The organism is Amycolatopsis sp. NPDC057786, from assembly GCF_042797905.1.
GTDB lineage: Bacteria > Actinomycetota > Actinomycetes > Mycobacteriales > Pseudonocardiaceae > Amycolatopsis.
Map to the genome: position 1 here is coordinate 19,211 of NZ_JBHVKW010000077.1, position 23,543 is coordinate 42,753.

At 69.6% G+C, this 23,543-nt stretch carries 17 protein-coding genes and 1 riboswitch; of the genes, 6 read left to right on the plus strand and 11 right to left on the minus strand.

Annotated features, from left to right (window positions below):
• Window positions 1-4 precede the first annotated feature (4 nt).
• Genes ACFVM3_RS30405 through ACFVM3_RS30420 form a run of 4 tightly spaced genes read left to right on the plus strand, consistent with a single transcriptional unit; the run spans window position 5 to window position 5,156 of the window.
• Entirely contained in the window at window positions 5-1,804 is a 1,800-nt protein-coding gene (locus tag ACFVM3_RS30405; RefSeq protein ID WP_378443376.1) for an amino acid adenylation domain-containing protein, read from the plus strand.
• Window positions 1,801-3,099, plus strand: a complete 1,299-nt coding sequence (locus tag ACFVM3_RS30410; RefSeq protein ID WP_378443377.1) for a cytochrome P450 — start codon at window positions 1,801-1,803, stop codon at window positions 3,097-3,099. The genes ACFVM3_RS30405 and ACFVM3_RS30410 overlap by 4 nt, the downstream gene beginning before the upstream one ends.
• A 30-nt stretch (window positions 3,100-3,129) precedes the next feature.
• Entirely contained in the window at window positions 3,130-3,924 is a 795-nt protein-coding gene (locus ACFVM3_RS30415; RefSeq protein ID WP_378443378.1) for a thioesterase II family protein, read from the plus strand.
• A complete protein-coding gene (locus tag ACFVM3_RS30420) occupies window positions 3,921-5,156 on the plus strand; it encodes an MFS transporter (protein ID WP_378443379.1) in 1,236 nt (411 codons plus the stop codon). Before ACFVM3_RS30415 ends, ACFVM3_RS30420 begins: the two co-directional genes overlap by 4 nt.
• A gap of 53 nt (window positions 5,157-5,209) precedes the next feature.
• On the opposite strand, the gene ACFVM3_RS30425 is transcribed toward ACFVM3_RS30420, so the two are convergent.
• Window positions 5,210-8,521, minus strand: a complete 3,312-nt coding sequence (locus ACFVM3_RS30425; RefSeq protein WP_378443380.1) for a DUF885 domain-containing protein — start codon at window positions 8,519-8,521, stop codon at window positions 5,210-5,212.
• A gap of 136 nt (window positions 8,522-8,657) precedes the next feature.
• On the opposite strand from ACFVM3_RS30425, the gene ACFVM3_RS30430 reads away from it, so the two are divergent.
• Window positions 8,658-9,650 carry an AsnC family protein gene (locus tag ACFVM3_RS30430; RefSeq protein ID WP_378443381.1) on the plus strand — a complete coding sequence of 331 codons (993 nt, stop codon included), beginning with the start codon at window positions 8,658-8,660 and terminating at the stop codon, window positions 9,648-9,650.
• Window positions 9,651-9,902: 252 nt separating this feature from the next.
• Here the strand turns inward: ACFVM3_RS30430 and ACFVM3_RS30435 are convergent, their stop codons facing one another.
• From ACFVM3_RS30435 to ileS, 9 genes are all read right to left on the minus strand, one after another.
• On the minus strand, window positions 9,903-10,829 hold the full coding sequence (locus tag ACFVM3_RS30435; RefSeq protein WP_378443382.1) for an RluA family pseudouridine synthase: 927 nt from the start codon (window positions 10,827-10,829) through the stop codon (window positions 9,903-9,905).
• Window positions 10,826-11,389, minus strand: coding sequence for a signal peptidase II (gene lspA, locus ACFVM3_RS30440; RefSeq protein ID WP_034319164.1), 564 nt, complete (start codon window positions 11,387-11,389; stop codon window positions 10,826-10,828). Before lspA ends, ACFVM3_RS30435 begins: the two co-directional genes overlap by 4 nt.
• A gap of 24 nt (window positions 11,390-11,413) precedes the next feature.
• The gene (locus tag ACFVM3_RS30445) at window positions 11,414-12,016 is read right to left on the minus strand and encodes a hypothetical protein (RefSeq protein ID WP_378443383.1); all 603 of its coding nucleotides are present in this window, start codon (window positions 12,014-12,016) and stop codon (window positions 11,414-11,416) included.
• Between the two features lie 19 nt (window positions 12,017-12,035).
• The gene (locus ACFVM3_RS30450) at window positions 12,036-13,376 is read right to left on the minus strand and encodes an aminotransferase class V-fold PLP-dependent enzyme (RefSeq protein ID WP_378443384.1); all 1,341 of its coding nucleotides are present in this window, start codon (window positions 13,374-13,376) and stop codon (window positions 12,036-12,038) included.
• A gap of 32 nt (window positions 13,377-13,408) precedes the next feature.
• A riboswitch (SAM riboswitch) is annotated at window positions 13,409-13,523 on the minus strand.
• 128 nt (window positions 13,524-13,651) lie between these two features.
• Window positions 13,652-14,335: a M23 family metallopeptidase gene (locus ACFVM3_RS30455; protein ID WP_378443385.1), complete on the minus strand. Its 684-nt coding sequence runs from the start codon at window positions 14,333-14,335 to the stop codon at window positions 13,652-13,654.
• Window positions 14,336-14,466: 131 nt separating this feature from the next.
• Window positions 14,467-15,945, minus strand: coding sequence for a potassium/proton antiporter (locus ACFVM3_RS30460; protein ID WP_378443386.1), 1,479 nt, complete (start codon window positions 15,943-15,945; stop codon window positions 14,467-14,469).
• Window positions 15,946-16,057: 112 nt separating this feature from the next.
• Complete coding sequence (locus tag ACFVM3_RS30465) at window positions 16,058-16,741, minus strand: ArsR/SmtB family transcription factor (RefSeq protein ID WP_378443387.1); 684 nt, start codon at window positions 16,739-16,741, stop codon at window positions 16,058-16,060.
• Between the two features lie 43 nt (window positions 16,742-16,784).
• Complete coding sequence (locus ACFVM3_RS30470) at window positions 16,785-18,392, minus strand: penicillin-binding transpeptidase domain-containing protein (protein WP_378443388.1); 1,608 nt, start codon at window positions 18,390-18,392, stop codon at window positions 16,785-16,787.
• Between the two features lie 209 nt (window positions 18,393-18,601).
• The gene (gene ileS / locus ACFVM3_RS30475; RefSeq protein ID WP_378443389.1) at window positions 18,602-21,763 is read right to left on the minus strand and encodes an isoleucine--tRNA ligase; all 3,162 of its coding nucleotides are present in this window, start codon (window positions 21,761-21,763) and stop codon (window positions 18,602-18,604) included.
• A 477-nt stretch (window positions 21,764-22,240) separates the two neighbouring features.
• Between ileS and ACFVM3_RS30480 the strand changes: the two genes are divergently transcribed.
• A complete protein-coding gene (locus ACFVM3_RS30480) occupies window positions 22,241-22,792 on the plus strand; it encodes a hypothetical protein (protein ID WP_378443390.1) in 552 nt (183 codons plus the stop codon).
• A gap of 40 nt (window positions 22,793-22,832) precedes the next feature.
• Here the strand turns inward: ACFVM3_RS30480 and ACFVM3_RS30485 are convergent.
• Window positions 22,833-23,543, minus strand: a 711-nt coding sequence (locus tag ACFVM3_RS30485) for a DUF222 domain-containing protein (protein WP_378443391.1), incomplete at its 5' end; no start/stop codon positions are given.

The window sequence follows — 23,543 nt, forward strand, 5'->3', positions numbered from 1 at the left end:
CACAGTGTCCACCACATCCACCATGGAGGAACGCACCCTCGAGGCCGCGCCCGCGCGGTCCATCGTCGACGCGTTCGGACAGCGGGCCAGGAAGAACCCGGGAGCCGTCGCTGTCACCGATGGTGCCAAAGTCCTGAGCTACGGCGAACTCGACCAGTCGTCGGCGACGCTCGCGACCGCGCTGCGCGCGGCCGGTGTCGTACCGGGGGACGCCGTCGGCATCATCCTGCCGCGTTCGGCGGACCTCGTGGTCCTGTTGCTGGCGGTGCTGAAGGCAGGCGCCGCCTACCTCGTACTCGACCCGAACACCCCGGACGCACGACGCGACACGATCCTGCGCGACGCCGGTTCCCGGCTCGTGATCACGGAAGAAACCATCGAGGCGCCGGAAAGTCCGTGGCTGACCTTGAAGGAACTGTCCGCCCGTGCCGGTGAGCCGGGCGCGGCGGTCGAGGTCTCCGGCGAACACACCGCATACATCGCTTACACCTCGGGTTCGACCGGTGTGCCGAAGGGCGTGGTCGTGCCGCATCGCGCCGTCCTCCGGCTCGTCGTCGGCGCGCGCTACCTCCCGGTCGGACCGGACGACGTCTTCCTCCAGTTCGCGCCCGCCGCGTTCGACGCGTCGACCCTCGAATTCTGGGGAGCTCTGCTCAACGGTGGCAAGCTCGTCGTCGCACCGGCGGGAGAACTGCGGCCCGCCGACGTGGCCGCCCTCGTCCGGAAGGAGAAGATCACGGTCCTGTGGCTGACCGCGGGACTGTTCCACCAGGTGATCGAAACAGCGGCACAGGATCTGACCGGGCTGCGGATCCTGATCGCGGGCGGGGACGTTCTTTCACCGTCGCATGTGGACAGAGCCATCGAAGCACTGCCGTCCACCACCGTCCTCAACGGCTACGGGCCGACCGAGAACACGACGTTCACCTGCTGCGCCGTCCTCGATCGGCCGGTGGGCACCCGCTCCGTCCCGATCGGCCACGCCATCACCGGGACCAGGGTGTACCTGCTCGACGAGCACGGCGCCCCGGTGCCGGACGGGGAACTGGGTCAGATCCACGCCGCCGGACTCGGTCTCGCGCACGGCTACCTCGGCGCGCCGAGCGCGACCGCGGACCGTTTCCTGCCCGATCCCTTTTCCGGTGTCCCCGGCGATCGCATGTACGCGACCGGTGATTTCGGCCGCCGTCTGCCCGACGGGCAGGTGGAGTTCGCCGGCCGCAACGACCGGCAGGTCAAGATCCGCGGTTTCCGTGTGGAGCCCGCCGAAATCGAGACCGCGCTGCGGACCCACCCGGAGGTGCGCGACGCCGCGGTCCTCGCGCTGCCGTCTGGCACCGGCCACCGGCTGCTCGCCTACTACGCCTGCGACGACACGATCATCACCGCCGCGCTGCGGGCCCATCTCGGGGAATCCCTGCCGCCGTACCTGATCCCCGGCCGGTTCGTCCGGCTGGACGAACTCCCGCTGACCGCGAACGGGAAGGTCGACCGCGACGCGCTCGCCGGGCTGCCGCTCCCGGAACGGGGCGACCTGAGCACCGACTACCGGGCGCCGGGAACCCCGCTGGAGGCGTGGCTGGCCGAACTCTGGGCGGATCTGCTCCAGATCGACCGGATCGGCGTCGACGACGACTTCTTCGAGGCGGGCGGGCATTCGCTCGTGGCGGTCCGCCTCACCACCGAGATCAGCGACGCCCACGACGTGGACATCCCCACCTACGCGTTCTACGAGAACCCGTCCGTGGCGGAACTCGCCGCGCTGATCGACGGTGAGACCTCACGCGGGAAGGAACCCCGATGAAGATCAGCGCCGACGACACGGCGGTGGCCCCGCACGAGATCGGGGAGGCGGACCTCCACGCGCCGACGCTCTACGGATCCGGTGATCCGCATCCGATCTGGACGGCCATGCGCCGGCACTCCCCAGTGCACCGGCAGGAACTGCCCGACGGCCGCTCCTTCTGGTCGGTCACCAGGTACCACGACGTCAACGACGTCCTGCGCGACCACACCCGGTTCACCTCGAACCGGGGCACCCTGCTGTCGATCCTGGGCGGCCGCGACCCGGCGGGCGGCAAGATGATGGCGGCCAGCGATCCGCCGGTGCACACCTCGATGCGGCGGCCGATGATGGACATGCTTTCGGCACGGGCGTTGCGGCCGATGGTGCCGAAGGTGCGGCGGGTGGTGAATCGCATGATCGCGCCGCTGGCGGCGGGTTCGTGGAACCTCGCCAGGGCGGCGGCCGATTTCCCGATGGCGTTCACCGGGACGCTGATGGGACTTCCCGAAGCCGACTGGCCACGGCTCACCCGCCTGACCACCATGGCGGTCGCGCCGGACGATCCGGAATTCCGCCAGGGCAAGGGCGGCGGCACGCTGGCTTCCGCCCACCACGAGCTGTTCTCGTACTTCTCGGGCGAGGTCCGGCGCCGCGCGGGCGAGCCGGGCGACGACCTCGTGGGGTCGCTGATGCGGATGCAGGTCGGCGGGCGCGCTTTCCGGCACGACGAAATCGTCTACAACTGCTACAGCCTGCTGCTGGGCGCGAACGTCACCACACCGCACGCCGTCGCGGGAACGGTACTGGCCCTCATCGACCATCCCGAGGAGTACCGGCGCGTCGCTGCCGACCCGGACCTGGTCACCGGAGCCGTCGAGGAAGGGCTGCGCTGGTCGTCACCGGCGAATCACTTCATGCGGTATGTCGTCCAGCCCACGGAGATCCGCGGAGTCGAACTGCGCCGCGGTGACGCCGTCGTAGCCTGGCTGGGATCGGCGAACCGCGACGAGGAGGTGTTCGCCGACCCGTTCCGCTTCGACGTCACCCGCTCGCCCAACCGGCATGTCGCCTTCGGTTTCGGCCCGCACTACTGCATCGGCGCTCCCCTCGCGCGGATCGCGCTGCGCCTGCTGTTCGAGGAGATCGTCGGGAAGGTCGCGGAATTCCGGCTGGACACCCCGGTCGAGCACCTCACGTCCAATTTCGTCGCGGGCATCAAGGACATGCGTGTCTCCGCCCGTTTACGCCAAGGTGCCGCGGAAGAACTGGAGGAAGCGATCTCGGCCGACGGGCCGGTTCCGGTGACCCGCTGATCCTCCCATCGCTCTCTTCACGAGGTGATCATGTCTTCCCCGACTCCAGCCAAACCGCAACGCGTCCTGTTACGCAGGCCCCGGGCCGATCCGGCCGCCCGCCTGTTCTGTTTCCCCTACTCCGGCGTCGGTGCCTCGATGTACAACCGATGGCCGGCGTTCGCCGGCCCCGCCGAGATCTGCCTCGTCCAGCCGCCAGGCCGCGAGAACCGCATCAAGGAACCGCATTACGGCACCTACGAGCAGCTGGCCGAGCAACTGGCGGACCAGTTGCTGCCGTATTTCGATCGCCCGTTCGGCTTCTTCGGGCACTGCGGCGGCGCGCTACCCGGTTTCGCGCTGGCGTCACTCCTGTGGGAGCGTGGCCTGCCGACGCCGGACCGGTTGTTCCTCTCCTCCCAGGTTTCCCCGCACGATGGCCCGTTCGGCCGGTTCCTCGAATTGACCAACGCCGAACTCGCGAACGAACTCACCGCGTTCGTGGGGAAGCTCGGCGGAAACCTCAGTCCGGACATGATCGCGATGGGATTGCGAGTGCTGCGCAAGGATGTCGATGCGAACAAGGCCTACCACCTGGACACGCCGGTGAAACTGCCGACGACGATCCACGCGATCGGCTGGAGCGACGACGTCGAGATCCGGCCGGAGCAGAGCACCGGCTGGGCCGAGTACACCGAACCAGGCCGGTTCCGGCAGGTCGTGCTGGAGGGCGAGCACCACGCGTTCCTCCACGCGCCACCGGCTTTGCTGGACGAACTGGGCTCCGGGATGGCCGCGGCCGTCGAAGGCCGTCACGCCTTCGCGGGGTCGGGAGGCGTGGCGTGAGCGACCCCGCCGTCACCGCCGTACCCGCCATGGTCCGCCGGCTCCTGATCGGCCGGACGCTTTCGTTGCTCGGCACCGCGATGATCCCGACCGCGCTGATCCTGGCGATCATCGAGGCGACCGGGTCCGGCACCGCCGTCGGTGTCGTCCTGGCCTCCGAACTGATCCCCCAGCTGCTCTTGCTGCCGGTCGGCGGCGTCATCGCCGACCGCGTCCGGCCGCAGCGGCTCGCGTTCGCCACCGACGTGGTGCGCGGCCTGGCGCAGCTGGCCATCGGCGTCGAACTGCTCATCGGCTCGGCCCAGCTCCTGCACCTGTCGATCCTTTCGGCCATCGCGGGCGCCGCCATCGCGCTGGGCACCCCGACGATGTCGCCGCTGGTGATCTCGACCGTGCCGGAACGCGACCGGTTGCGCGTCAACGGGCAACTCGGCGTCGCCAGAGGGCTGGCACTGGTGGTCGGGCCCGGCATCGTGGGAGCCCTGATCGTCACGGTGGGCGCGGGATGGCTGTTCGTGGCCATCGCGCTCGTGTTCTTCGCCGGCGGCTCGATGCTCGGCGGTCTCCGCACCGCCGCCCGTCCGCCGAGGAGCAAGGAGGCCACGTTCTTCCGCGACCTGGCCGAAGGCTGGTCCGAGGTCCGCAAACGCCGCTGGTTCTGGACGAACCTGCTGGGACACGGGGTTTCGAACCTCACCGCCGGCATTTTCATGACACTGGGCCCGCTGATCGCCATCCGCGTACTGGGCGGCGAGATCTCGTGGGTGATCATCTACCAGTGCGGCATGGTGGGCATGATCGCCGGCGCGTTCGTGGCGCCGCGCCTGTCACTGGCCCGGCCGCTGATCGCGACCTCGCTCGGTGGCGCGGTGTTCGCCCTGCCGCTGGCCGCGTTCGCCATCCCCGGTCCGGTCTGGCTGAACGCCGCCGCCTATTTCGTGGCGATGTTCGGACTGGGGATCCTCAACACGCTCTGGCAGACGGTGATGCAGCAGCAGTTCCCACCGCAGACCTTGGCCAGGGCAGATTCCTACGACGCGCTCCTGTCCTTCGCCGCCCGTCCGCTCGGGCTCGCCCTCGCGGCCCCGGTGGCGGCGATGACCAGCGAGGCGGGCGTCCTGATCGGCGCCGCGGTGCTGGTGGGCGCGTTCAATATGGGACTGCTGGCACTGCCGGACGTCCGCCGGATGCGGTTTCGCGCTTCCCCTGACAAGGAAGACGCCCTCGCCTGACGGCTTCGTGACGCGGTGGCCGGGGCTCGCGGAGCCCCGGCCACCGTGTCAGGTCACTGCGCGGCCACCCAGGCCTTCACCACGTCGTCCAGCACCCGCAGCGGGAGGATCCCGTTGCTCAGCACGACCTCGTGGAAGCCCTTGATGTCGAACCGGTCGCCGAGCGCGGCCTCGGCCTCGGCACGGATCCGCTCGATCTCGAGCCGTCCCACCATGTACGACAGCGCCTGCCCTGGAACGGCGGCGTAGCGGTCGATCTCGGCCTCGATCTCCACCCTGGCCATGGGCGTGTTCTCGGCCAGGTAGTCGACGGCCTGCTGACGGCTCCAGCCGAGCGCGTGCATCCCGGTGTCGACGACCAGCCGTCCGGCACGCATCGAATCCTGCGTGAGCATGCCGAACCTGGTCAGGTCGCTGGAGTACAGGCCCATCTCGTCGGCGAGGCGCTCCGAGTAGAGCCCCCAGCCCTCGACATAGGCGTTGACGTCGGCGTGCCCGCGCAGCATCGGCAGGCCCTTGAGCTTGTGCGCGATGCAGATCTGGAAGTGGTGCCCCGGAACGGCTTCGTGGAAGGCGATCGCCTCGCTCGTGTGCTTCGGGCGCTGCTCGGCCTCGTGGGTGTTCGCGTAGTAGGTGCCCGGCCGCGAGCCGTCGAGCGACGCCTCGATGTAGTACGCCAGCGTGCCGCCGGGCGCCTCCGCCGGCGGGACCGGCTCGACCTGGCACCGCTCCTCGGGCACGGTAGAGAACCACTGCGGGGCAACGGCTTCGGCGCGGGTGATGGCGTCACGCGCGGCGTCGAGCAGTTCTTCACCGTCCCGCCAGCGCAGGGCTGGGTCGGTGCGCAGCCGCTCGAAGATCTCCTCGAGATCCTTGGTGCCGAAGATCTTCCCGCCCAGCTCGCGGTACTGGTCCGCCAGTTTCGCGATCATGTCGAGACCGGTGTCGTGCAGATCCTGCGCGGTGCGCTCGGTGGAGGTGTGCGCGCGGATCAGCGCGGCGTACTTCTCCTGCCCGCCGGGGAGCGCGCAGAGACCTGGCTCGGTTTCAGGCTTCGCCACGGGACGCAGTTCGTCGGCGAGGAAGTCGCGGTACCGCGTGTAGGCAGGCCGGACGACCTCGGCCAGCAGCCGGTCCCGTTCGGTTTCGTAGCCCTCCACGGAAACGGACGCGGTGAGCGCCAGTGGATCCCCCGCCTCGTCGCCGAGATAACGCTCCACGTAGGCGATCCCGCCTTCGACCAGGAAGCCGGGCGGGACCAGCCCGTCGGCAGCGGCCGCGCGCTGGCGCACGATCAGGGCGTCCAGATAGGCACCCATGCCTTCCAGCCGCTTCAGGTAGCCGCGCACCTTTTCCTCGTCGTTCAGCGACAGGACGGCGAGTTCGTTGAGCATGAACAGCGCGGGCGACGCCAGCCCGTCGCTGACCGAGAACTCGGCGGCGCGTGAGTCGATGACGTCGACCATCGCCTTCGCCTGCTGGATCACGACCTCGCGGGTGACCGCCTCGGCCGGGGAAAGGCCGTCGGTGTCGAGGGCTTCGGCACGCTCGGCGATGGCGACCGCCGTCGCGCGCTGCGTGGCCGCGGCCTCCGCGCTCGGATCGGGCAGCGCGCCTTCGTCGCCGGGGAGCCCGAGCAGGGAACGCCACAGCGGAAGTTCCTCGAACTTGAGCTCCATCAGCTCGTCGGCCAGACCGTTCGGGGTGTCGCCGTGGCCGGCGACCCAGTCGCGGACCACGCCGTCCAGCACCGAGAGCGGCAGTGCGCCACCGCCGAGCACGACGTCGTGGAAGGCCTTGATGTCGAACCGGCTCCCCAGTTTCAGCTCGGCCTCGGCACGGATGCGCTGGATCTCCAGCCGTCCCACCATGTACGAGAGCGCCTGACCGGGGAAGGCGATGTACCGGTCCACTTCGGACTCGATCTCCACCGGCGCCATCGGCGTGTTCTCGGTGAGGAAGTCGATGGCCTGGCGACGGCTCCAGCCCAGCGCGTGCAGCCCGGTGTCGACGACCAGCCGTCCGGCGCGCATCGAATCCATGGTCAGCATGCCGAGCTTCGCGACGTCGTCGGAGTACAGGCCCATCTCGTCGGCGAGGCGCTCGGTGTACAGGCCCCAGCCCTCGGCGTACGCGGTGAAGTCGCCGATGCGGCGCAGCAGTGGGAGCTCGGTGAGCCCCTGCGCGAGGCTCAGCTGGAAGTGGTGACCGGGAATGGCCTCGTGGAACGCCGTCGCCTCCGCCGCGTGCCGGAACCGCTCCTCCGCCTTGTGGGTGTTGGCGAAGTAGATCCCGGGCCGGGAGCCGTCGATCGCGGGCCACATGTAGTACGCGGCGGGCGCGCCGGGCGCGGATTCGGCGGGAACCGGCTCGACCGTCCACGGCTGCGGCGGGATCCGGCCGAACCACTTCGGCGCCTCGGCCTCGGCCCTGGTGATGGCCGCGCGGGCGGAGTCGAGCATCTCCTCGGCACCGGACCAGCGCAGGGCCGGGTCGGAGCGGAGCTTGGCGAAGATCTCCTGGAGGTCGCTGGTGCCGAAGACCCGCGAGCCGTACTCGCGGTACTCGGCGGCGAGGCCCGCGATCACGTCGAGCCCGGTCTGGTGCAGCTCACGCGGGGTGCGGTCGGTCGTCGTGTGCATCTCGGCGAGCAGGGCGTAGATGCGCTCGCCGTCGGGCAGCCAGCAGACGCCGGGCTTGTCCTCGGGACGGCCGTGCGGCGCGATCTCCTTCGCGAGCACCTCGCGGTACTCCGCGATCGCGGGCCGGACGACGTCACGCAGCAGCTCGGCGCGGCGGGTCTCGAAGTCCTCGTCGGGCGCGGGCTGGCGCAGCAGCGGATCGGCCGACGGCTCGGCGAGGTGCCGGTCGAGGTACGCGACGGCGGCGTCGACGAGGTACGCGACCGGGACCAGGCCGCGGGCGACGCCGTCACGGTGCCGCTGCGCGGCCTGCCGCAGGTACTCCGGGATCGCGGCGATCCGCCCGAGGTGCGCCTCGGCCTGCTCGCCCGACCCGACCGACATCATCGGCAGCACGGTGAGCACCTCGGCCGCGGGCGAGATGAACAGGTCACTGACGGTGAACTCGACGAACCGCGAGTCCAGCAGGGCGATCCTCGCCCGCGCCATCGCGATCAGGACGTCACGGGTGGTCTTCTCCTCCGCGCTCAAACCGTCGGTGGCGAGTGCCTCGGCCCGCTCGGCGAACCCGGCCAGCCGCGCGCGGAAGGCGTCCCCCGCGGCCTCGCTGAGATCGCTGAGCCCGGTCGATTCCGGACGGAATCCCTGCAAAGCGGGCATGACCGGCTCGGCGTCGAAGAGGGCTTCGACGAACTCGTCGGCGAGGGCGGAGACTTCGCTCATGTTTTCTTTCCCCAGAGGTCGATGGAGGCGGTATCCCCGACCCTAATGGAGACCGCGTACTACCGAAGCCGGGTTTTGCCGCGCTCGGACGGCCTCTCCCCGCGGCGCCGAGAGCGAGACGGTAGCGTTCCCGGACGTGGCCGTGACCGATCCCGTGGACATCCGCCTGCTCGCCGCCCTCGCGGACCTGGGCAAGGCGGCCGTACACGAACTCGCGGCCAAGGTCGGGATGGACCCGCGCGAGGTCGCGTACCGCCTGGTCGCCCTGTCCGGCAGCGGGTTGCCGCTGCTCGTGGGCGTGGAGAGCGACCCGAACGGGCTGCGGGCCGCCATCGCGGGCGCACCGCCCTCCTGGGCTCAGCAGCCACCACAGCCCCAGCAACCTCCGCAGCCTCAGCGTCCGCCGGGGCATTCGGGGCCGCACAACCTCCAGGGCACCCCCTCCGGCCCGTACAACGTTCAGGGAACGCCGTCGGGCGCGTACAACGTGCACGGCACGCCGTCGGGCCGCTACCCCGGCCCGCCGTCGGCGCCGGTGCGCCAGCCGATGGCGCCGCCTCCGCGGCCGCCCGTCCCGCCGCAGCAGCAGTTCGCGCCGCCCCCGATGGCGCCCGCCGACCCGGTGATGAGCACCTGGGGAGTCCCGCAGACCGCGTCCTGGGCGCGCGGCGACGAACAGCAGGTCACGCCGCAGGCCGCGCCGGAGGGCAAGAAGGGCCGGACCGGTGACGTGATGGAGACCCAGGGCCTGGAGGGCGAGCAGCTCACCGTCCAGCTGCTCGAGGTCCAGGACCCGGCGGACTACCTGTTCAGCGCCGCGGGCTACTCGCTGGAAGCCGGGGAACGGTCGGTCGTGGTGCACACCGAGATCACCAACCGCGGGAACATCCCGTTCGTGTCGCTGCCGGACAACTACCTCGAACTGCTCACCGCGGACGGCAAGCCGATCGCGAAGGCGCCGGTCTCGCTGACGTCGCGGCCGCCGCACAAGATCGGCGTCCGGCCAGGGGAGACCCTGGGTGGGCACACCGTCTACGTGCTGCCGGACTCGACCCGCGTGGTCGCCGTGCGCTGGTCGCCACGGCCCGAGCCGGACGAGCGCACGCTGACCTGGTCGATCGAGGACTGACGCGCGCGGGCCGCGGCACTGGCACGCGAGGGTCCGTGAAGGCCTCAACAGTCACAGAAACCCCACACGTCACAACTGTCGCACGTGAAGGCCCGTTGACGCAGCTCAGCCGAGACAACCGGCCCCTTCGCGACTAGCCGGATACCGACCCCCGTCCTCCTCAAGTACATGAAGGGGTCCTTCACGGAGCTGGGCGCAAGGAAGGGGGCCTTCATGTACTCGGGTGCGCCGCGGCCAGCACGCGGAACGGGGCTAGTTCTCGTCCTGCAGGATCCGGAGCGCGTTGGCCAGGTCGTCGGGGTACTCCGACTCGAACTCGACCCAGCGCCCGTCGGACGGGTGGGCGAAGCCGAGCGTCTTCGCGTGCAGCCACTGCCGGGAAAGCCCGAGCTTGCGCGCCAGCACCGGGTCGGCGCCGTAGGTCAGGTCGCCGACGCACGGATGCTTGAGCGCCGAGAAGTGCACACGGATCTGGTGCGTGCGCCCGGTCTCCAGTTTGATCTGCGCCAGCGACGCGGCACGAAAGGCCTCGACGACCTCGTAGTGCGTCACGCTGGGCCGCCCGCCCTGGACGACGGCGAACTTGTAGTCGTGCCGGGGGTGCCGGTCGATCGGCGCGTCGATGGTGCCGCGTGTCGGGTCCGGGTGGCCCTGCACGATGGCGTGGTAGCCCTTGTCGACGGTGCGCTCCTTGAACGCGCGCTTCAGCACGGTGTACGCGTGCTCGCTCTTCGCCACGACCATCACGCCGGTGGTGCCCGCGTCCAGCCGGTGCACGACGCCCTGGCGTTCGGCGGCGCCCGAGGTCGCGATGCGCAGCCCGGCGGCGGCGAGCCCGCCGACGACGGTCGGCCCGGTCCAGCCGGGGCTCGGGTGCACGGCGACGCCGACCGGCTTCGAGATCACCACGATGTCGTCGTCGTCATGCAGGATCTTCATGCCTTCGACGGGTTCCGCGACGACCTCGATGGCCGAGGCGGGATCGGGCAGCGTCACTTCGAGCAGTCCGCCGGCGGTGAGCCGGTCCGATTTCCCGGCCGGCCTGCCGTCGAGGAGGACCTCGCCGGATTCGGCCAGCTCCGCCACGACCGTGCGGGAAAGCCCCAGTAGTTTCGCCAGTCCCGCGTCGACGCGCATACCGTCGAGCCCGTCGGGAACGGGCAACATCCGCGCGCTCATTCGCTCGCCGCCTTCTTTTTGTCCTTTGTAGACGTTCCATCGTAGTCCTTGCCCAGCAGGGAAAGGATCACGATGAGCACGCCGCCGACACAGATCGCGGAGTCGGCGACGTTGAAGATCGCCCAGCCTTGCCCGTTCGGCGCGAACGCGGAGATCATGTCGACCACATGCCCCTGCAGCGGGCCGGGGGCGCGGAAGATCCGGTCGGTCAGATTGCCGAGCGCGCCCGCCAGCACCAGGCCGAGGCCGATGGCCCAGCCGACCGAGCGCAGCCGCCGGGACAGCCAGACGATGGCGATCACGACGGCGATCGCGACCAGCGCGAGCACCCAGGTCAGCCCGGTCGCCATCGAGAAGGCGGCACCGGGGTTGCGCACCAGCTGGAAGTACACGAGCCCGCCGAGAAACTCGACCGGCTGCTTGCCCTCCAGCGTGGACACGGCGATCTGCTTGGTGAGGAGGTCGATCCCCCACAGCACCGCGGCGACGGCGAACACCACGGCGACGCGCTTCTTGGGCAGCGGTGGCGACGGTGGCGCCGTTTCGGGCTCAGTACTCACCGCCCTATTGTCCACTGAGCGTGTTCAGGACTCCTCGGCGGCCGTCTTCGGCCTGCGCAGCAGGGCCGCGAACGCCCCGGCGAGCACGACCAGCGACGAAAGCACGAGCGCGAGCTGTCCTTGGGCGAGCACGACCGCGCAGAGCACGAACGCCGCGGCCACGACCAGCACCAGCACGCTGCGCTCCAGCCAGGCGAGCCCGGCAAGGCCGAGCGTCAGCAGGATCGCGCTCCGGGTGTCGCCGTCGAGTTCGAGTTCCCAGTAAGCGACCAGATCCGCCAGCACGATGACGACCAGTCCGCCGAGCGCGATCGCGGCGACCTTCCACCAGCGCAGGGTCTTCGTCCGGAAGGCGTAGAACAGCACCGTGCCGAAGTAGACCGCGAGGACGGCGAACAGCCAGCCGTCGTTCCGGCCGGCGATGTCGAACGGCATGTCCAGCGCGGCCGCGGTCTCGCGGCTCATCTCCACACCGTGGAAGCCCACGTACCCGAACGAATGTCGTTCACCGGCGGGCGCGTAGGCGAACCAGCCCCCGGACCACATCCCGCCGAAAGCCACCACCAGCAGCTGAGCGAACCCCAGCAACGCCAGCGGAAACCAGTAACGCGGTCGCTCGTTCCCCATGCGGGGTGAGGGTAGTGGGTCAGGCGCAGAACGGGGGAAGCTCCCGCGGATCGTTCTCCGGCACCCAGCGGCCCTCCGGCTTCTCGTACCGCCAGCGCGCCCCGCGGGCGACGATCTGGCGCAGCGCCAGGACGAGCCGGTCCACATGCTCGGTGGTGCTGCCGAGCCCGAGGCTGACCCGCACGGCCTGCTGCCCCGTCGAACCGGCCACGGCGATCAGCCGCTTCGTCGCCACGTGTGCGCAGAACGCGCCGTCCCGCACGCCGATGCCGTACTCCGCGGAAAGCACCGCTGCGAGCCAGCCCGGGTCGAAGCCGTCGACGACGAAGCTGAGCGTGCCGACCCGGTCGACCGGCGCGTCGAACAGCCGCAGTTCGGCGAATCCGGGGATCGCGGCGAGGCCGCGACGCAGGCGCGCCAGCAGTTCCTCCTCGTGGGCGACGATCCCGTCCCAGTTCGCGGCCAGGGTCTCGCAGGCGACGCCGAGCGCGTAGACGCCGACGGTGTTGGGCGAACCGGCTTCGTGCCGCTCGGGACCGGAGTTCCAGACCACGGAGTCACGAGTGACGAGTTTCGTCGCGCCGCCACCGGCGAGGTACGGCTGAGCCGCGCGCAGCCAGTCGGCGCGGCCGATCAGCGCGCCGGCCCCGAAAGGCGCGTACAACTTGTGCCCCGACAGCGCGACGTAGTCGACGTCCAGTTCGCGCACCGAGATCTTCCGGTGCGGCGCGAGCTGTGCCGCGTCGAGCGCGATCCGGGCGCCGTGCCGCCGTGCGACGGCCGCGATCTCCTTGACGGGCAACAGTTCCCCGGTCACGTTGGACGCACCGGTGAGCACCACGAGCCGCGGTCCCTGCGGGCAGTCCGCGAGCGCTTCGTCCACAGCGGACACCGCGGCGAGACGGGTCCGCGGGGTTTCGATCCGGCGGACGTTCGGTCCCTTCCACGGCAGCAGCGCGGCGTGGTGCTCGGTGTCGAACACGACGACGGACGTGTGCTTCGGCAGGCTGCGCGCGAGAAGGTTGAAGGAATCGGTGGTGTTGCGGGTGAACACGACGGTGTCGGTCGATCGCGCGTCCACGAAATCGCGCAGGATTCCGCGCGTGCGCTCGTAAAGCTTGGTCGAGACCTGCGAAGCGAACCCGGCGCCGCGGTGCACGCTGGCGTACCACGGCAGGAATTCGTCGACCGCGGAACGGACCTTGTCCAGACAGGGGGCGCTCGCCGCGTGATCGAGGTTGGCGTAGCCGATGTCGCCGCCGGTGACCAGCGGAACCCGCAGTTCGGCACCCGCGACCGCCGGGATTTGGTGCGTGGCAACGGTTTCAGCGGAAACGGTGCGTTCGAGAGCGAGGGTCATCGTCATCCTCCGGGTCAGGGGACCCGACGAGGATCCCGCGCTTGCCCGTCGCACCACGCGACGAGCCAGGTCCTCACCCGGGGCACCCCACCGCGGTAGGAGGGTTGCCGGTCAGCTAGCCGGGGCTTGACGCTGACACTCGTGACCTAGGAACGAAGTTAGCGGATGGGCGGGCGATCGAGCCAGCCCTCGTCCGCATCTTGAGACGCCGCTCACGTGTTCCGCAAGCGGGAAGAACCGCTGCCCGGCGCCGCGCCGCGCCGGGCAACGGCAGGTCAGACCCGGAATCGGCCGGGCAGCGGGACGGTCGCGCGGGAGGAGATCTCGGTCGCGGTCCCCGAGTACTGATCGGTGCCCGCGGTGAACTGCCAGCCGCCGAAGGTCTTGCCGTCGACGGCCTCGCCGTAGGCCTCGGCGATCTTGGTCGAGACCTCGTCGTAGGACAGGCCGTTCCAGTTGCCCGCGCCGACCCCGAAGTCGCGCGAGTCGCCGCCCTGCGCGGCGGCCGCGGGCAGGGTCCACAGGGTGAAGTGCACGTGGGCGCCGGTGCTGCTGCCACCACAGGGCAGCGCGTTGCCGGTCCGGCCGAGAGCGTCGCCCGTGGCGACCTTCTGGCCGTCGATGACCGAAATCCCCTCCAGGTGGTAGTACCCGGTCCGCCAGCCGCCGTCGTGGTCGACGGTCACCCAGTCGCCGCCGGAACAGTGCTGGATCCGGACCGTGCCGGCCAACGGGGCGCGAACGGTCTTGTCCCCGGGGCTGAAGTCGATGGCGTTCTTCACCCCGGACGTCCCGTTGTCCGAGTGGATCCCCGCCGAGTAGACCGACTGGCCCGCGTCGAAGGGCAGCCCGAAGGCGGGAAAGGCCCCGGCCGCGGTCGCCGTCGGAGCGGCGAGAACCACTCCGACGAGTGCGGCAGTGACCCCCAGACCGGCGAACCGCACAGGAAGTTTCGTCACCTTGCGTACTCCTTACCCCGTGACACTCACCCATTCGATGGAGTCGATTGCGGGGAAAGTAATCCAAAAGGAGTACAAAAGGGAAGAAGTTTCTGAGATCAACCGACGAACAGCTGGTGCCGGTTCGTGACCTACTGGCCGGATTCGCCCTTCCACCTGGCGAGGCGCCCCGCACGGTCGACGGCCCGCAGGCGTCGTTCGGCCGCGTCACGGGCCTCGACGGTGGTCACGACGAGTAACTGGTCGCGTTCCTGGAGCCTGGTGTTCTTGTTCGGCGTGAAGCCGGAGCCGTCGCGGACGAGGAGGCTGATCGTCGCCCCCACCGGCAGCCGCAGTTCGGCCAGGTAGACGCCGTGCATCTTCGATCCGGTGTTGATCCGGACCTGCAGGAGTTCCGCGCCCATCTCGTCGAGCGGCGCGGAGTCGACGTCGATCTCGTGCGCCTGGGCATGCTGCGCGAGCCCGAGCACTCTCGCGAGCGGGGTCAGCGTCGCCCCTTGGAGCAGCGTCAGCACGATGACCAGCACGAACACCGCGTCGACCAGCTCCTGCGCGCCCGGCACGCCGGACGACAGCGGGATCAGCGCGAGCACGATCGGGACCGCCCCGCGCAGCCCGGCCCAGGACAGGAACACCTGTTCTCGCCAGGGGATCTTGAACGGCAGCGCCGACAGCAGCACCGACAGCGGGCGCGCGAGCAGCAGCACGACCGCACCCGCGACCAGGCCTTGGACCAGGCTTTCGAAGATCCTGCTCGGCGAGGCGAACAAGCCGAGCAGCACGAACAGGCCGATCTGCGCGAGCCAGCCGAGCCCTTCGGCGAAGGACAGCGTGTCCGAGCGGTGCGGCAGCTTCGAGTTCCCCAGCACCAGGGCCGCGACGTAGGTGGCGAGCAGGCCCGACGCGTGGGCGAGCTGCCCGCTCGAATACGCCACGACACACACCGCGACCGTGGCCAGCGGGTACAGGCCGGTGGCGGGAAGCGCCGCCCTGCGCAGCGCGAACGCGCCGCCCCAGCCGAAGGCCAGGCCGATCACCAGCCCGGCGGCGAGTTCGTAGACCACCAGCAGCGGCAGCGACCAGTCGATGGTCGTCCCCTCGGCGAGGACGACGACGGCGATGTAGGCCGGGGCGTCGTTGATCCCCGACTCGATCTCCAGCGCGCCGACGAGCCGCTTGCCGATCCCCGCGGATCTCAGCACCGAGAAGACCGCGGCGGCGTCGGTCGAGGCCAGTACCGCGCCCCACAGCAACGCCATCCGCCAGTCCAGGCCCAGCAACCAGTGCAGGGCGGCGCCGGTGACCGCGATACTCACCACCACGGCCACTGTGGACAGTGCGATTCCGATGCCCAGCGAGGGTTTCACGGCTGACCACCGGGTGGTGAGGCCACCTTCGGACAGGATCATCACCAGCGCGGCGAGGCCGAGCGACTGGGTGAGCTCGGGGTTGTCGTACTGGATGCCGAACCCGGCCTCGCCGAGCAGGACCCCCATCCCCAGGTACAGCAGCAGCGAAGGAAGGCCGACCCGGATCGACACCCGGACGGCGATCACGGCGACGAGCAGTACGGCGCCACCGGTGCCGAGGATGAGCGGGAGTTGCTCCATGTCGCCTCCCGTTCCGGTCGCCGTGAGGGCTCCAGAATAGTGAGGCGGTGCTCGTCACTCGTCCGTGTACCGGTCGAAAAGCGTCCGGATCGCCTGTGTTACAGACTGTCCATTAGGGACTGCGCAGGGCCACCAGGTCCACGCCGAGCTCCGCGAACGGTTTTTCCGCCGCGGGCAGGACTTTCACCGCGCGGTTGCCCTCACGGGACAACCAGCCGGCGCTCACACCGTGGGACAGTAACGCCGCGGGGAACCGGCCCGCCAGATGATCACGCCGGACCGTCCAATCCAGACAGTCGCGCAGCATAGGCCGGCGACCGCCACCGATCTCCACCCCGAGCGCGCCGAGCACCTCCCGGCCGCGATCGGTCAGCGTCAGGCCCCCGGTTTCGTCGATCAGCCCGGCGGCGAGCATTCCGTCCCGCAGCGCGACCCCGACCGTCCCGGCGAGGTGGTCGTAGCAGGTCCTCGCGAACTCGAGCCGCTTCACCCGCACGGACGACCGCAGGCCCTTCACCGGCCGGTGTTCGGCGTGCTGCGCCAGATGCTCGATGAGCTCCGCCACCCGGGGGTCGGCTATCCGGACGTAACTGTGCCTCCCCTGCTTGACCCGCACGACGAAACCCGCTTCGGCCAGCTTCGTCACGTGCTCGCTCGCCGTCGACGCGGCCACCTCGGCCGCGCCCGCCAGCTCGGTCACCGTCCAGGCACGCCCGTCGAGCAGCGCGAGACACATCGACGCGCGGCTCGGATCGGCGAGCACGGCCGCGACCTCGGCCAGGGCGATCGTCTCCATGCGCCCACCGTAGAAGACCCACGGTTCGGCGACCGCCGAAGCCTCAGCCAGCCAGGAACTTCTCCGCCAGCCGCACCGCGGGCTTGGAGTCGTTGGAACCTTCGAGCATGACGGCGAAAGCGACGTCCCCGCGATAGCCGACGAACCAGCCGTTGGCGTCCGCGCCCGACCCGAACTGCGCCGTCCCCGTCTTTCCGAAGACCGCTCCGCTGCCCTTCAACTCCTTCGCGGTACCAGTCGTGCAGACTTCGCGCATCATCGCGCGGACCTGGTTCAGCACCCCGGCCGGCGGGGCCTGGTACCCGGCGTTGACCTTGGTCTCCAGGCCCTGCCACAGCTTCGGGACCACCGGCTTCCCCGTGGCGACCGTCGCGGCCATGAGCGCCGCGCCCAGCGGGCTGACCTGCACCCTGCCCTGCCCGATCCCGGCTTCGACCTGCTCGTCACCGCCGACGGACGGCTCCACCTTCCCCGTCTCCGTCGCGAGCCCCGGAATCTCGAAGTCGGCGTTGAGACCGAACTGACTCGCGGCCTTGGCGAGACCGTCCGCGGGAAGCTGCTTGGCGAGCCGCCCGAAGGTGGTGTTGCACGACGCGGCGAACGCCGTCTTCAGCGAGACGGTCCCCAAGTCGAACCCGTTGTCGTTCTTGAGCGTGCGGGTGCCGATCTGCTCACTGCCCGGGCAGGCCAGCGGGGAGTCGGCGGTGACCCCGCCCTGCTGCAACGCCGCGGTCGCCGTGGCGATCTTGAACGCCGAGCCCGGCGCGTAGAGACCACTGAGCGCCTTCGGCTGGTTCCCGGCGGCGCCGTTCTGCGCGACGGCCAGCAGTTCGCCCGAGGTCTTCATCGCGACGATGATCGCCGGCCCTCCGAAGCCGTCGACGGCTTTCTGGGCGGCGGTCTGGGAGGCCACACTCAAGGTCGAGACCAGCGGTTTGCCGGTCTCGACGGCCTGCCCGAAGAGTGTTTCGACCGGTTTGCCGGAGGCGTCGACACGCGACACGGTGACGGTGGCCGGGGTTCCGGTGCCGCCGTTCTGCTCGGAGGCGACCTCGGACAACGCCCTCTGAAGGATCGGCGCGACCCCCGCCGCGTCACCGCCGACGAGGGCCTTGCCGTCGCGGTCGGCCACGACCGGTTTGGCCGAAACCGGCGCGACGGCGAGCCGCTGCCCGGCTTCGAGCTTCGGGTGGATCACCGACATCGCCCAGCGGACGACCCACTTCCCGGCGTTGCGCACCAGATCGAGCTTGCCTTCGTATTTCCACACGCTGCCGCCGCCGAAAGTCCACGCGGCGTGGAAGGTGGCCGACGTCGAGGGCGCGTCACCCGGCGTCGTCGGGACCTCGCCGAGTGACGTCTTGACCGAGGCCCCGTTGAGCGCGTTCCGCGTCGCGGTCAGTGCGGCGGTGGCCGCCGCCGGATCGTCGACCGGGGCGGTGGTCAGGTCTCCCGTGTCGAACAGCCGCAGAAACCGGGTGGCGACCTGCGCGGGGCTCTCCTGCGCGTTCGCGGTGGACTCCCCCGGCCCGCCTCCGGAGGCCGCGGGCGCCCGGTCCTCCTTGATCAGCAGCACCACCGCGGCCACCACGATGGCGACGACCGCCAGTGCGGCGCCGATCAGGATGCCTCTTTTCCGGGCAGGACTCATGGATTCGCTCTCCCCCAGTGTGGCGCGCCCCTCGCGCGCCCCCGGGCGCCAGCCTGCCGATTTCCCCCGCGCAAGGCGCGCTTCGGACGGGAAAGCGGCTATTCCGAATCCTTTTCGTGATCCCGGTGATCGGGACCTTCGGATGCTATGAAAGGTCCTTTCCTTGCAAATTTCGCAAGGAAAGGACCTTTCATAGCGCTCGCGAGGGGTCAGGCCTTGGCGACCGCCACGGTCACCTTGGTGCCCTCCCCGACCGTCCCGGCCGAGCCGTCGGCGACGTCACCGTACGCCACCGAAGTCGCCAGCGTCTCCGAAGCGATGAACTCCTCGTGCGTCTTCGCGGCCGTGACCACGTCTTCCGGCGCGTCGACCGTCAGCGCGATCCGGTCGGCGACGTCGAGCCCGGCGTCACGGCGCGCCTGCTGCACGACCCGGACCAGGTCACGGGCCAGCCCTTCGGCCGCCAGATCGTCGGTCACCTCGGTGTCGAGCAGCACCAGTCCGGCGCCGCCGGGCAGTTCCGCGGCCGCGCCGCCGCCCTTGGCGACCAGACGCCGGTCGTACTCGCCTTCGACGAGCTCGATCCCGGCGGCCACGACGGCGCCGCTCTCCGAGGTCGTCCACTCACCGGCCTTGACGGCCTTGATCACCGTCTGGACGTCCTTGCCCAGCCGCGGTCCGGCGGCGCGGGCGTTCACCGCGACCTCGAAACCGCCGTGCGCGGCGACGTCCGTGGTCAGCTCGACGGATTTGACGTTGACCTCGTCGCGCAGGATGTCGGTGAAGTCGCGCAGTGAGTCGGCCTCGTGCGCGGCGACGACCAGCTTGGCCAGCGGCAGCCGCACCCGCAGCTTGTTCGACTTCCGCAGCGAGAGCGCCGAAGACGCCACCTGACGCACCCGGTCCATCGCCGTCACCAGCGCCGCGTCGGCGGGCAGGTCGAGCGCGTTCGGCCAGTCGGTCAGGTGCACCGAACGGCCGCCGGTCAGCCCGCGCCAGACGACCTCGGTGGTCAGCGGCAGCAGCGGCGCCACCACTCGCGACGTCACCTCCAGCACGGTGTGCAGGGTGTCGATCGCGTCCTGCTCGCCCGCCCAGAACCGGTCGCGCGACCGGCGCACGTACCAGTTCGTCAGCACCTCGAGGAAGTCACGGACGGTCGAACAAGCGCCGGCGACGTCGTAGGTGTCGAGCGCGTGCTCGACGTCGGTCACCAGTTCGTGCGTCTTCGCCAGGACGTAGCGGTCGAGGATGTGCTTCGAATCCGTGCGCCACTGGCCTTCCACACCCTCGGCGTTCGCGTAGAGCGCGAGGAAGTAGTACGAGTTCCACAGCGGCAGCACGGCCTGGCGGACGGCGTCGCGGATGCCCTTGTCGGTGACGACCAAGTTCCCGCCGCGCAGGATCGGGCTCGCCATCAGGTACCAGCGCATCGCGTCGGAGCCGTCGCGGTCGAAGACCTCGTTGACGTCCGGGTAGTTGCGCAGCGACTTGGACATCTTCTGGCCGTCCGAGCCGAGCACGATCCCGTGCGAGATGCAGGTGCGGAACGCCGGCCGGTCGAACAGCGCCGTCGCCAGCACATGCAGGACGTAGAACCAGCCTCGGGTCTGACCGATGTACTCGACGATGAAGTCGCCCGGGTAGTGGTGCTCGAACCACTCGGTGTTCTCGAATGGATAGTGCACCTGCGCGTACGGCATCGAACCCGAGTCGAACCAGACGTCCAGGACGTCCTCGATCCGGCGCATGGTGGACTTCCCGGTCGGGTCGTCCGGGTTGGGCCGGGTCAGCTCGTCGATGAACGGCCGGTGCAGGTTCTCCAGCCGCACGCCGAAGTCGCGCTCGATTTCGTCGAGCGAACCGTAGACGTCCGTGCGCGGGTACGCCGGGTCGTCCGACTGCCACACCGGGATCGGCGTGCCGAAGTAGCGGTTACGGGAGACCGACCAATCACGGGCGTTCTCCAGCCACTTGCCGAACTGGCCGTCCTTGACGTTCTCCGGGTACCAGGTGATCTGCTGGTTCAGCTCGACCATCCGGTCCTTGAACTCGGTCACCGCGACGAACCACGACGAGACGGCGCGGTAGATCAGCGGGTTGCGGCAGCGCCAGCAGTGCGGATACGGGTGCTCATAGGTCTCGTGACGCAGCAGGACCGCGCCCTGACGGCCGGCGGAGCCGGTGCCGTTCTTGAGATCCTTGATGATGTTCGGGTTGGCGTCGAAGACCTGCTGGCCCTCGTAATCCGAGACGGTCGCGTCGAACTTGCCCTGCGCGTCCACCGGGGTGACCGGGACGATCCCGGCCGCGTCGGTGACGACCTTGTCCTCTTCACCGTAGGCGGGCGCGATGTGGACGACACCGGTGCCGTCCTCGGTCGTGACGTAGTCCGCGGACAGCACGCGGTGCGCGTTCTCGTGCCCGGCGAAGTACGGGAACGGCGGGGCGTAACGGGTTCCGAGCAGCTCGGTGCCGGTGTAGTGCCCCACGACCGTCGGCTCCTCACCAAGCTCGCGGGCGTACGCGGCGACACGCGCTTCGGCGAGCAGGAACCGCTTGCCGTCGGATTCCACCACGACGTACCGCACGTCCGGGTGCACCGCGGTCGCGAGGTTGGACGGGAGGGTCCACGGAGTCGTGGTCCAGATCAGGAGGTACGTGCCGTCGAGCTCGTTGTCGTTGCCCTCCAAGCGGAATCCGACCGTGACGGCCGGGTCCTGGCGGCTGGCGTAGACGTCGTCGTCCATGCGCAGCTCGTGGTTGGACAGCGGGGTCTCATCACGCCAGCAGTAGGGCAAGACGCGGTAGCCCTCGTAGACCAGGCCCTTGTCCCACAGCTGCTTGAACGCCCAGATGACCGACTCCATGTAGGACAGGTCGAGCGTCTTGTAGTCGTTGTCGAAGTCGACCCAGCGAGCCTGGCGGGTGACGTAGTCCTGCCATTCGCCGGTGTAGCGCAGCACGGACTCGCGGCACGCCTCGTTGAAGACGTCGATGCCCATCGCGTCGATCTCGGACTTCTCGGTGATCCCGAGCTGGCGCATGGCCTCGAGTTCGGCGGGAAGGCCGTGGGTGTCCCAGCCGAAGCGGCGCTCGACGCGCTTGCCCTTCATGGTCTGGTAGCGGGGCACCAGGTCCTTCACGTACCCGGTGAGCAGGTGACCGTAGTGCGGGAGACCGTTGGCGAACGGCGGGCCGTCGTAGAAGACGTACTCGTTCGAACCGTGGACGCCGGGGTCGCGGGCGTCGATCGACGCCTGGAACGTCCGATCGGATTCCCAGTACGCGAGGACGCGCTTTTCCGACTCGGGGAACGAAGGCTGGGACGGGACGCCGGTCTCGCCGTCCACCTGTGCCTTGGGATACATCTTCGGTGCTCCTCGCGGTTCGTCTCTCTCGTACGGGCTCGCGCCCACACGGGGACGAGACGGCCGTTTCCGGCGCGTTCCGCGGTACCACCCCGCTTGCCCGGCCGGTGGTGTTCCGGCTGGGCCGCTCATTCGACGGCTGTGACGGGCCGTACCCGTCCGGTTCTACTGGGGGCCCGTTCCGCTGAGACGCGGGCCCTGTTCTTCCGGAGGCTCCCCGGTGATGGCCGGATCGGTGCCAGTTGATTCAAGGGTAGCGCGCGGGGGCAACCGGGTTGTCCGGGGTGGGCTCATCGTTCGTGGGCCTGCCCCGGCGTCTCCGCCATGGGCATACTCGTGGAGCTCCGAGAGATGGCGCGTGGCGGAGGGTTCACCGACGAGCCCGTCGTCCTGCCCAGGGATTCTGCTCCAGGCTCGCGTCCTCGGAACCGGCGGCACTGTGCAGTGAGAGGTCGACGGCATATCGATACTGCGGACATGACGCGAGACGACTGGCTGACCGGACAGGCACGGACCTTCACCGCGCTGCGCGGCAAGCGGGTCGACAGGTGGACCGGCGTGGAGATGGCACTGCGGGACGATGTGGCGGGAACCGGCCCGCGATTCGCCGACCCCGACGTTCCCTGCCTTCAGCTGTACTGGCTTCAAGCGTGGCTGGACGACGGCAGCGCGGTGGAGATCGACACCTATCAGGGCGACGACGGCTTCGGCCTCTGCGGCCACCCGTCAGGCAACAGGTCCGACGACGGCCGTTGGGACGGGATCTTTCGCTGGAGACCCCTTCCCGAGTTGCCCACCGGCCCGGTCGAGCAAGTCGCCGTCTTCCACGAGCGGCATTTCCCGGCCGAGGTTCACTTCCGGATCGGGGCACGGCCACTCGCGCTGGTCGCGGGTGAACTGGAGGAGACGCACGAGGGCGGGCTGGTCTTCCGACGGCTCGACGAATCGGTCCTCGCCTTCACCGATCTTGTCGCGGTTGACCGCGTCCCTTGGAACACGGCACGGCAAGTCCACCCCGCAGTCTTCTGAGAGCGCGGGCGTGTAGGTCGTTATACGGTCGCGGATCGGCCTATGTCCTGAGGTGCATGGTGTTCCGTCTCGGTGTGCCGGTGGGGTCGAGGTAGGCGGGTGGGGTGAATTCGGGGAGTCCGTCTTGGGCGATCTGGACTGTCCATTCGCTGTGGTGGATCAAGCGGTGGTGCTTGGTGCAGAGGAGCACGAGGTTGTCGATTTTCGTTTCTCCGTGGTGTCGCCAAAACACGATGTGGTGGGCGGTGCAGCGGGGTACGGGCATGTCACAGCCGGGGAACGCGCAGCCACCGTCACGGATCGTCAAAGCGTACTTTTGCGCCAGGGACACGGTGCGTTTCGACCGGCCGATGTCCAAGGGTTCGCCTGCGGTGCCGAGAACGCCCGGTCGGACGCGGGCGTCGCAGGCGAGGATCCGGGCATCGGTCGCGCTGATCGGCCCGACCAAATCCAGGTGCGCCTCGCCGAGGTCCCGCATCAGATCTTCGTAGGACATGGTGACGAGGATGTGGGTGGCCTCGCCCGCCTGACCGGGAAGGTTGCGGCTGGTGGTCTTCAACCGCACATAGTCGGTGAAGGCATCCCCATAGCGCTCATCCTGGCTGCGGGAGTCCCGGACCCCGTCGATCGCCTTGTGCGGCTTGGCCATCGGATCCAGAGCGGACTTCAGGCGGGCGTAGGTCTCCAGGTCGAGTCTGCCCTTCAGGCCCAGCGTGCCGTCGCGGTGTGTGACGAACCGCAGCTCTGGGCG

Excerpts from the sequence above, each read along its gene's own strand:
- ACFVM3_RS30410 (WP_378443377.1), top strand. The coding sequence starts at position 1,801 with ATGAAGATCAGCGCCGACGACACGGCGGTGGCCCCGCACGAGATCGGG.
- ACFVM3_RS30415 (WP_378443378.1), top strand. The coding sequence starts at position 3,130 with ATGTCTTCCCCGACTCCAGCCAAACCGCAACGCGTCCTGTTACGCAGG.
- ACFVM3_RS30425 (WP_378443380.1), bottom strand. The coding sequence starts at position 8,521 with ATGAGCGAAGTCTCCGCCCTCGCCGACGAGTTCGTCGAAGCCCTCTTC.
- ACFVM3_RS30435 (WP_378443382.1), bottom strand. The coding sequence starts at position 10,829 with ATGAGCGCGCGGATGTTGCCCGTTCCCGACGGGCTCGACGGTATGCGC.
- ACFVM3_RS30445 (WP_378443383.1), bottom strand. The coding sequence starts at position 12,016 with ATGGGGAACGAGCGACCGCGTTACTGGTTTCCGCTGGCGTTGCTGGGG.
- ACFVM3_RS30450 (WP_378443384.1), bottom strand. The coding sequence starts at position 13,376 with ATGACCCTCGCTCTCGAACGCACCGTTTCCGCTGAAACCGTTGCCACG.
- ACFVM3_RS30460 (WP_378443386.1), bottom strand. The coding sequence starts at position 15,945 with ATGGAGCAACTCCCGCTCATCCTCGGCACCGGTGGCGCCGTACTGCTC.
- ACFVM3_RS30465 (WP_378443387.1), bottom strand. The coding sequence starts at position 16,741 with ATGGAGACGATCGCCCTGGCCGAGGTCGCGGCCGTGCTCGCCGATCCG.
- ACFVM3_RS30470 (WP_378443388.1), bottom strand. The coding sequence starts at position 18,392 with ATGAGTCCTGCCCGGAAAAGAGGCATCCTGATCGGCGCCGCACTGGCG.
- ileS (WP_378443389.1), bottom strand. The coding sequence starts at position 21,763 with ATGTATCCCAAGGCACAGGTGGACGGCGAGACCGGCGTCCCGTCCCAG.
- ACFVM3_RS30480 (WP_378443390.1), top strand. The coding sequence starts at position 22,241 with ATGACGCGAGACGACTGGCTGACCGGACAGGCACGGACCTTCACCGCG.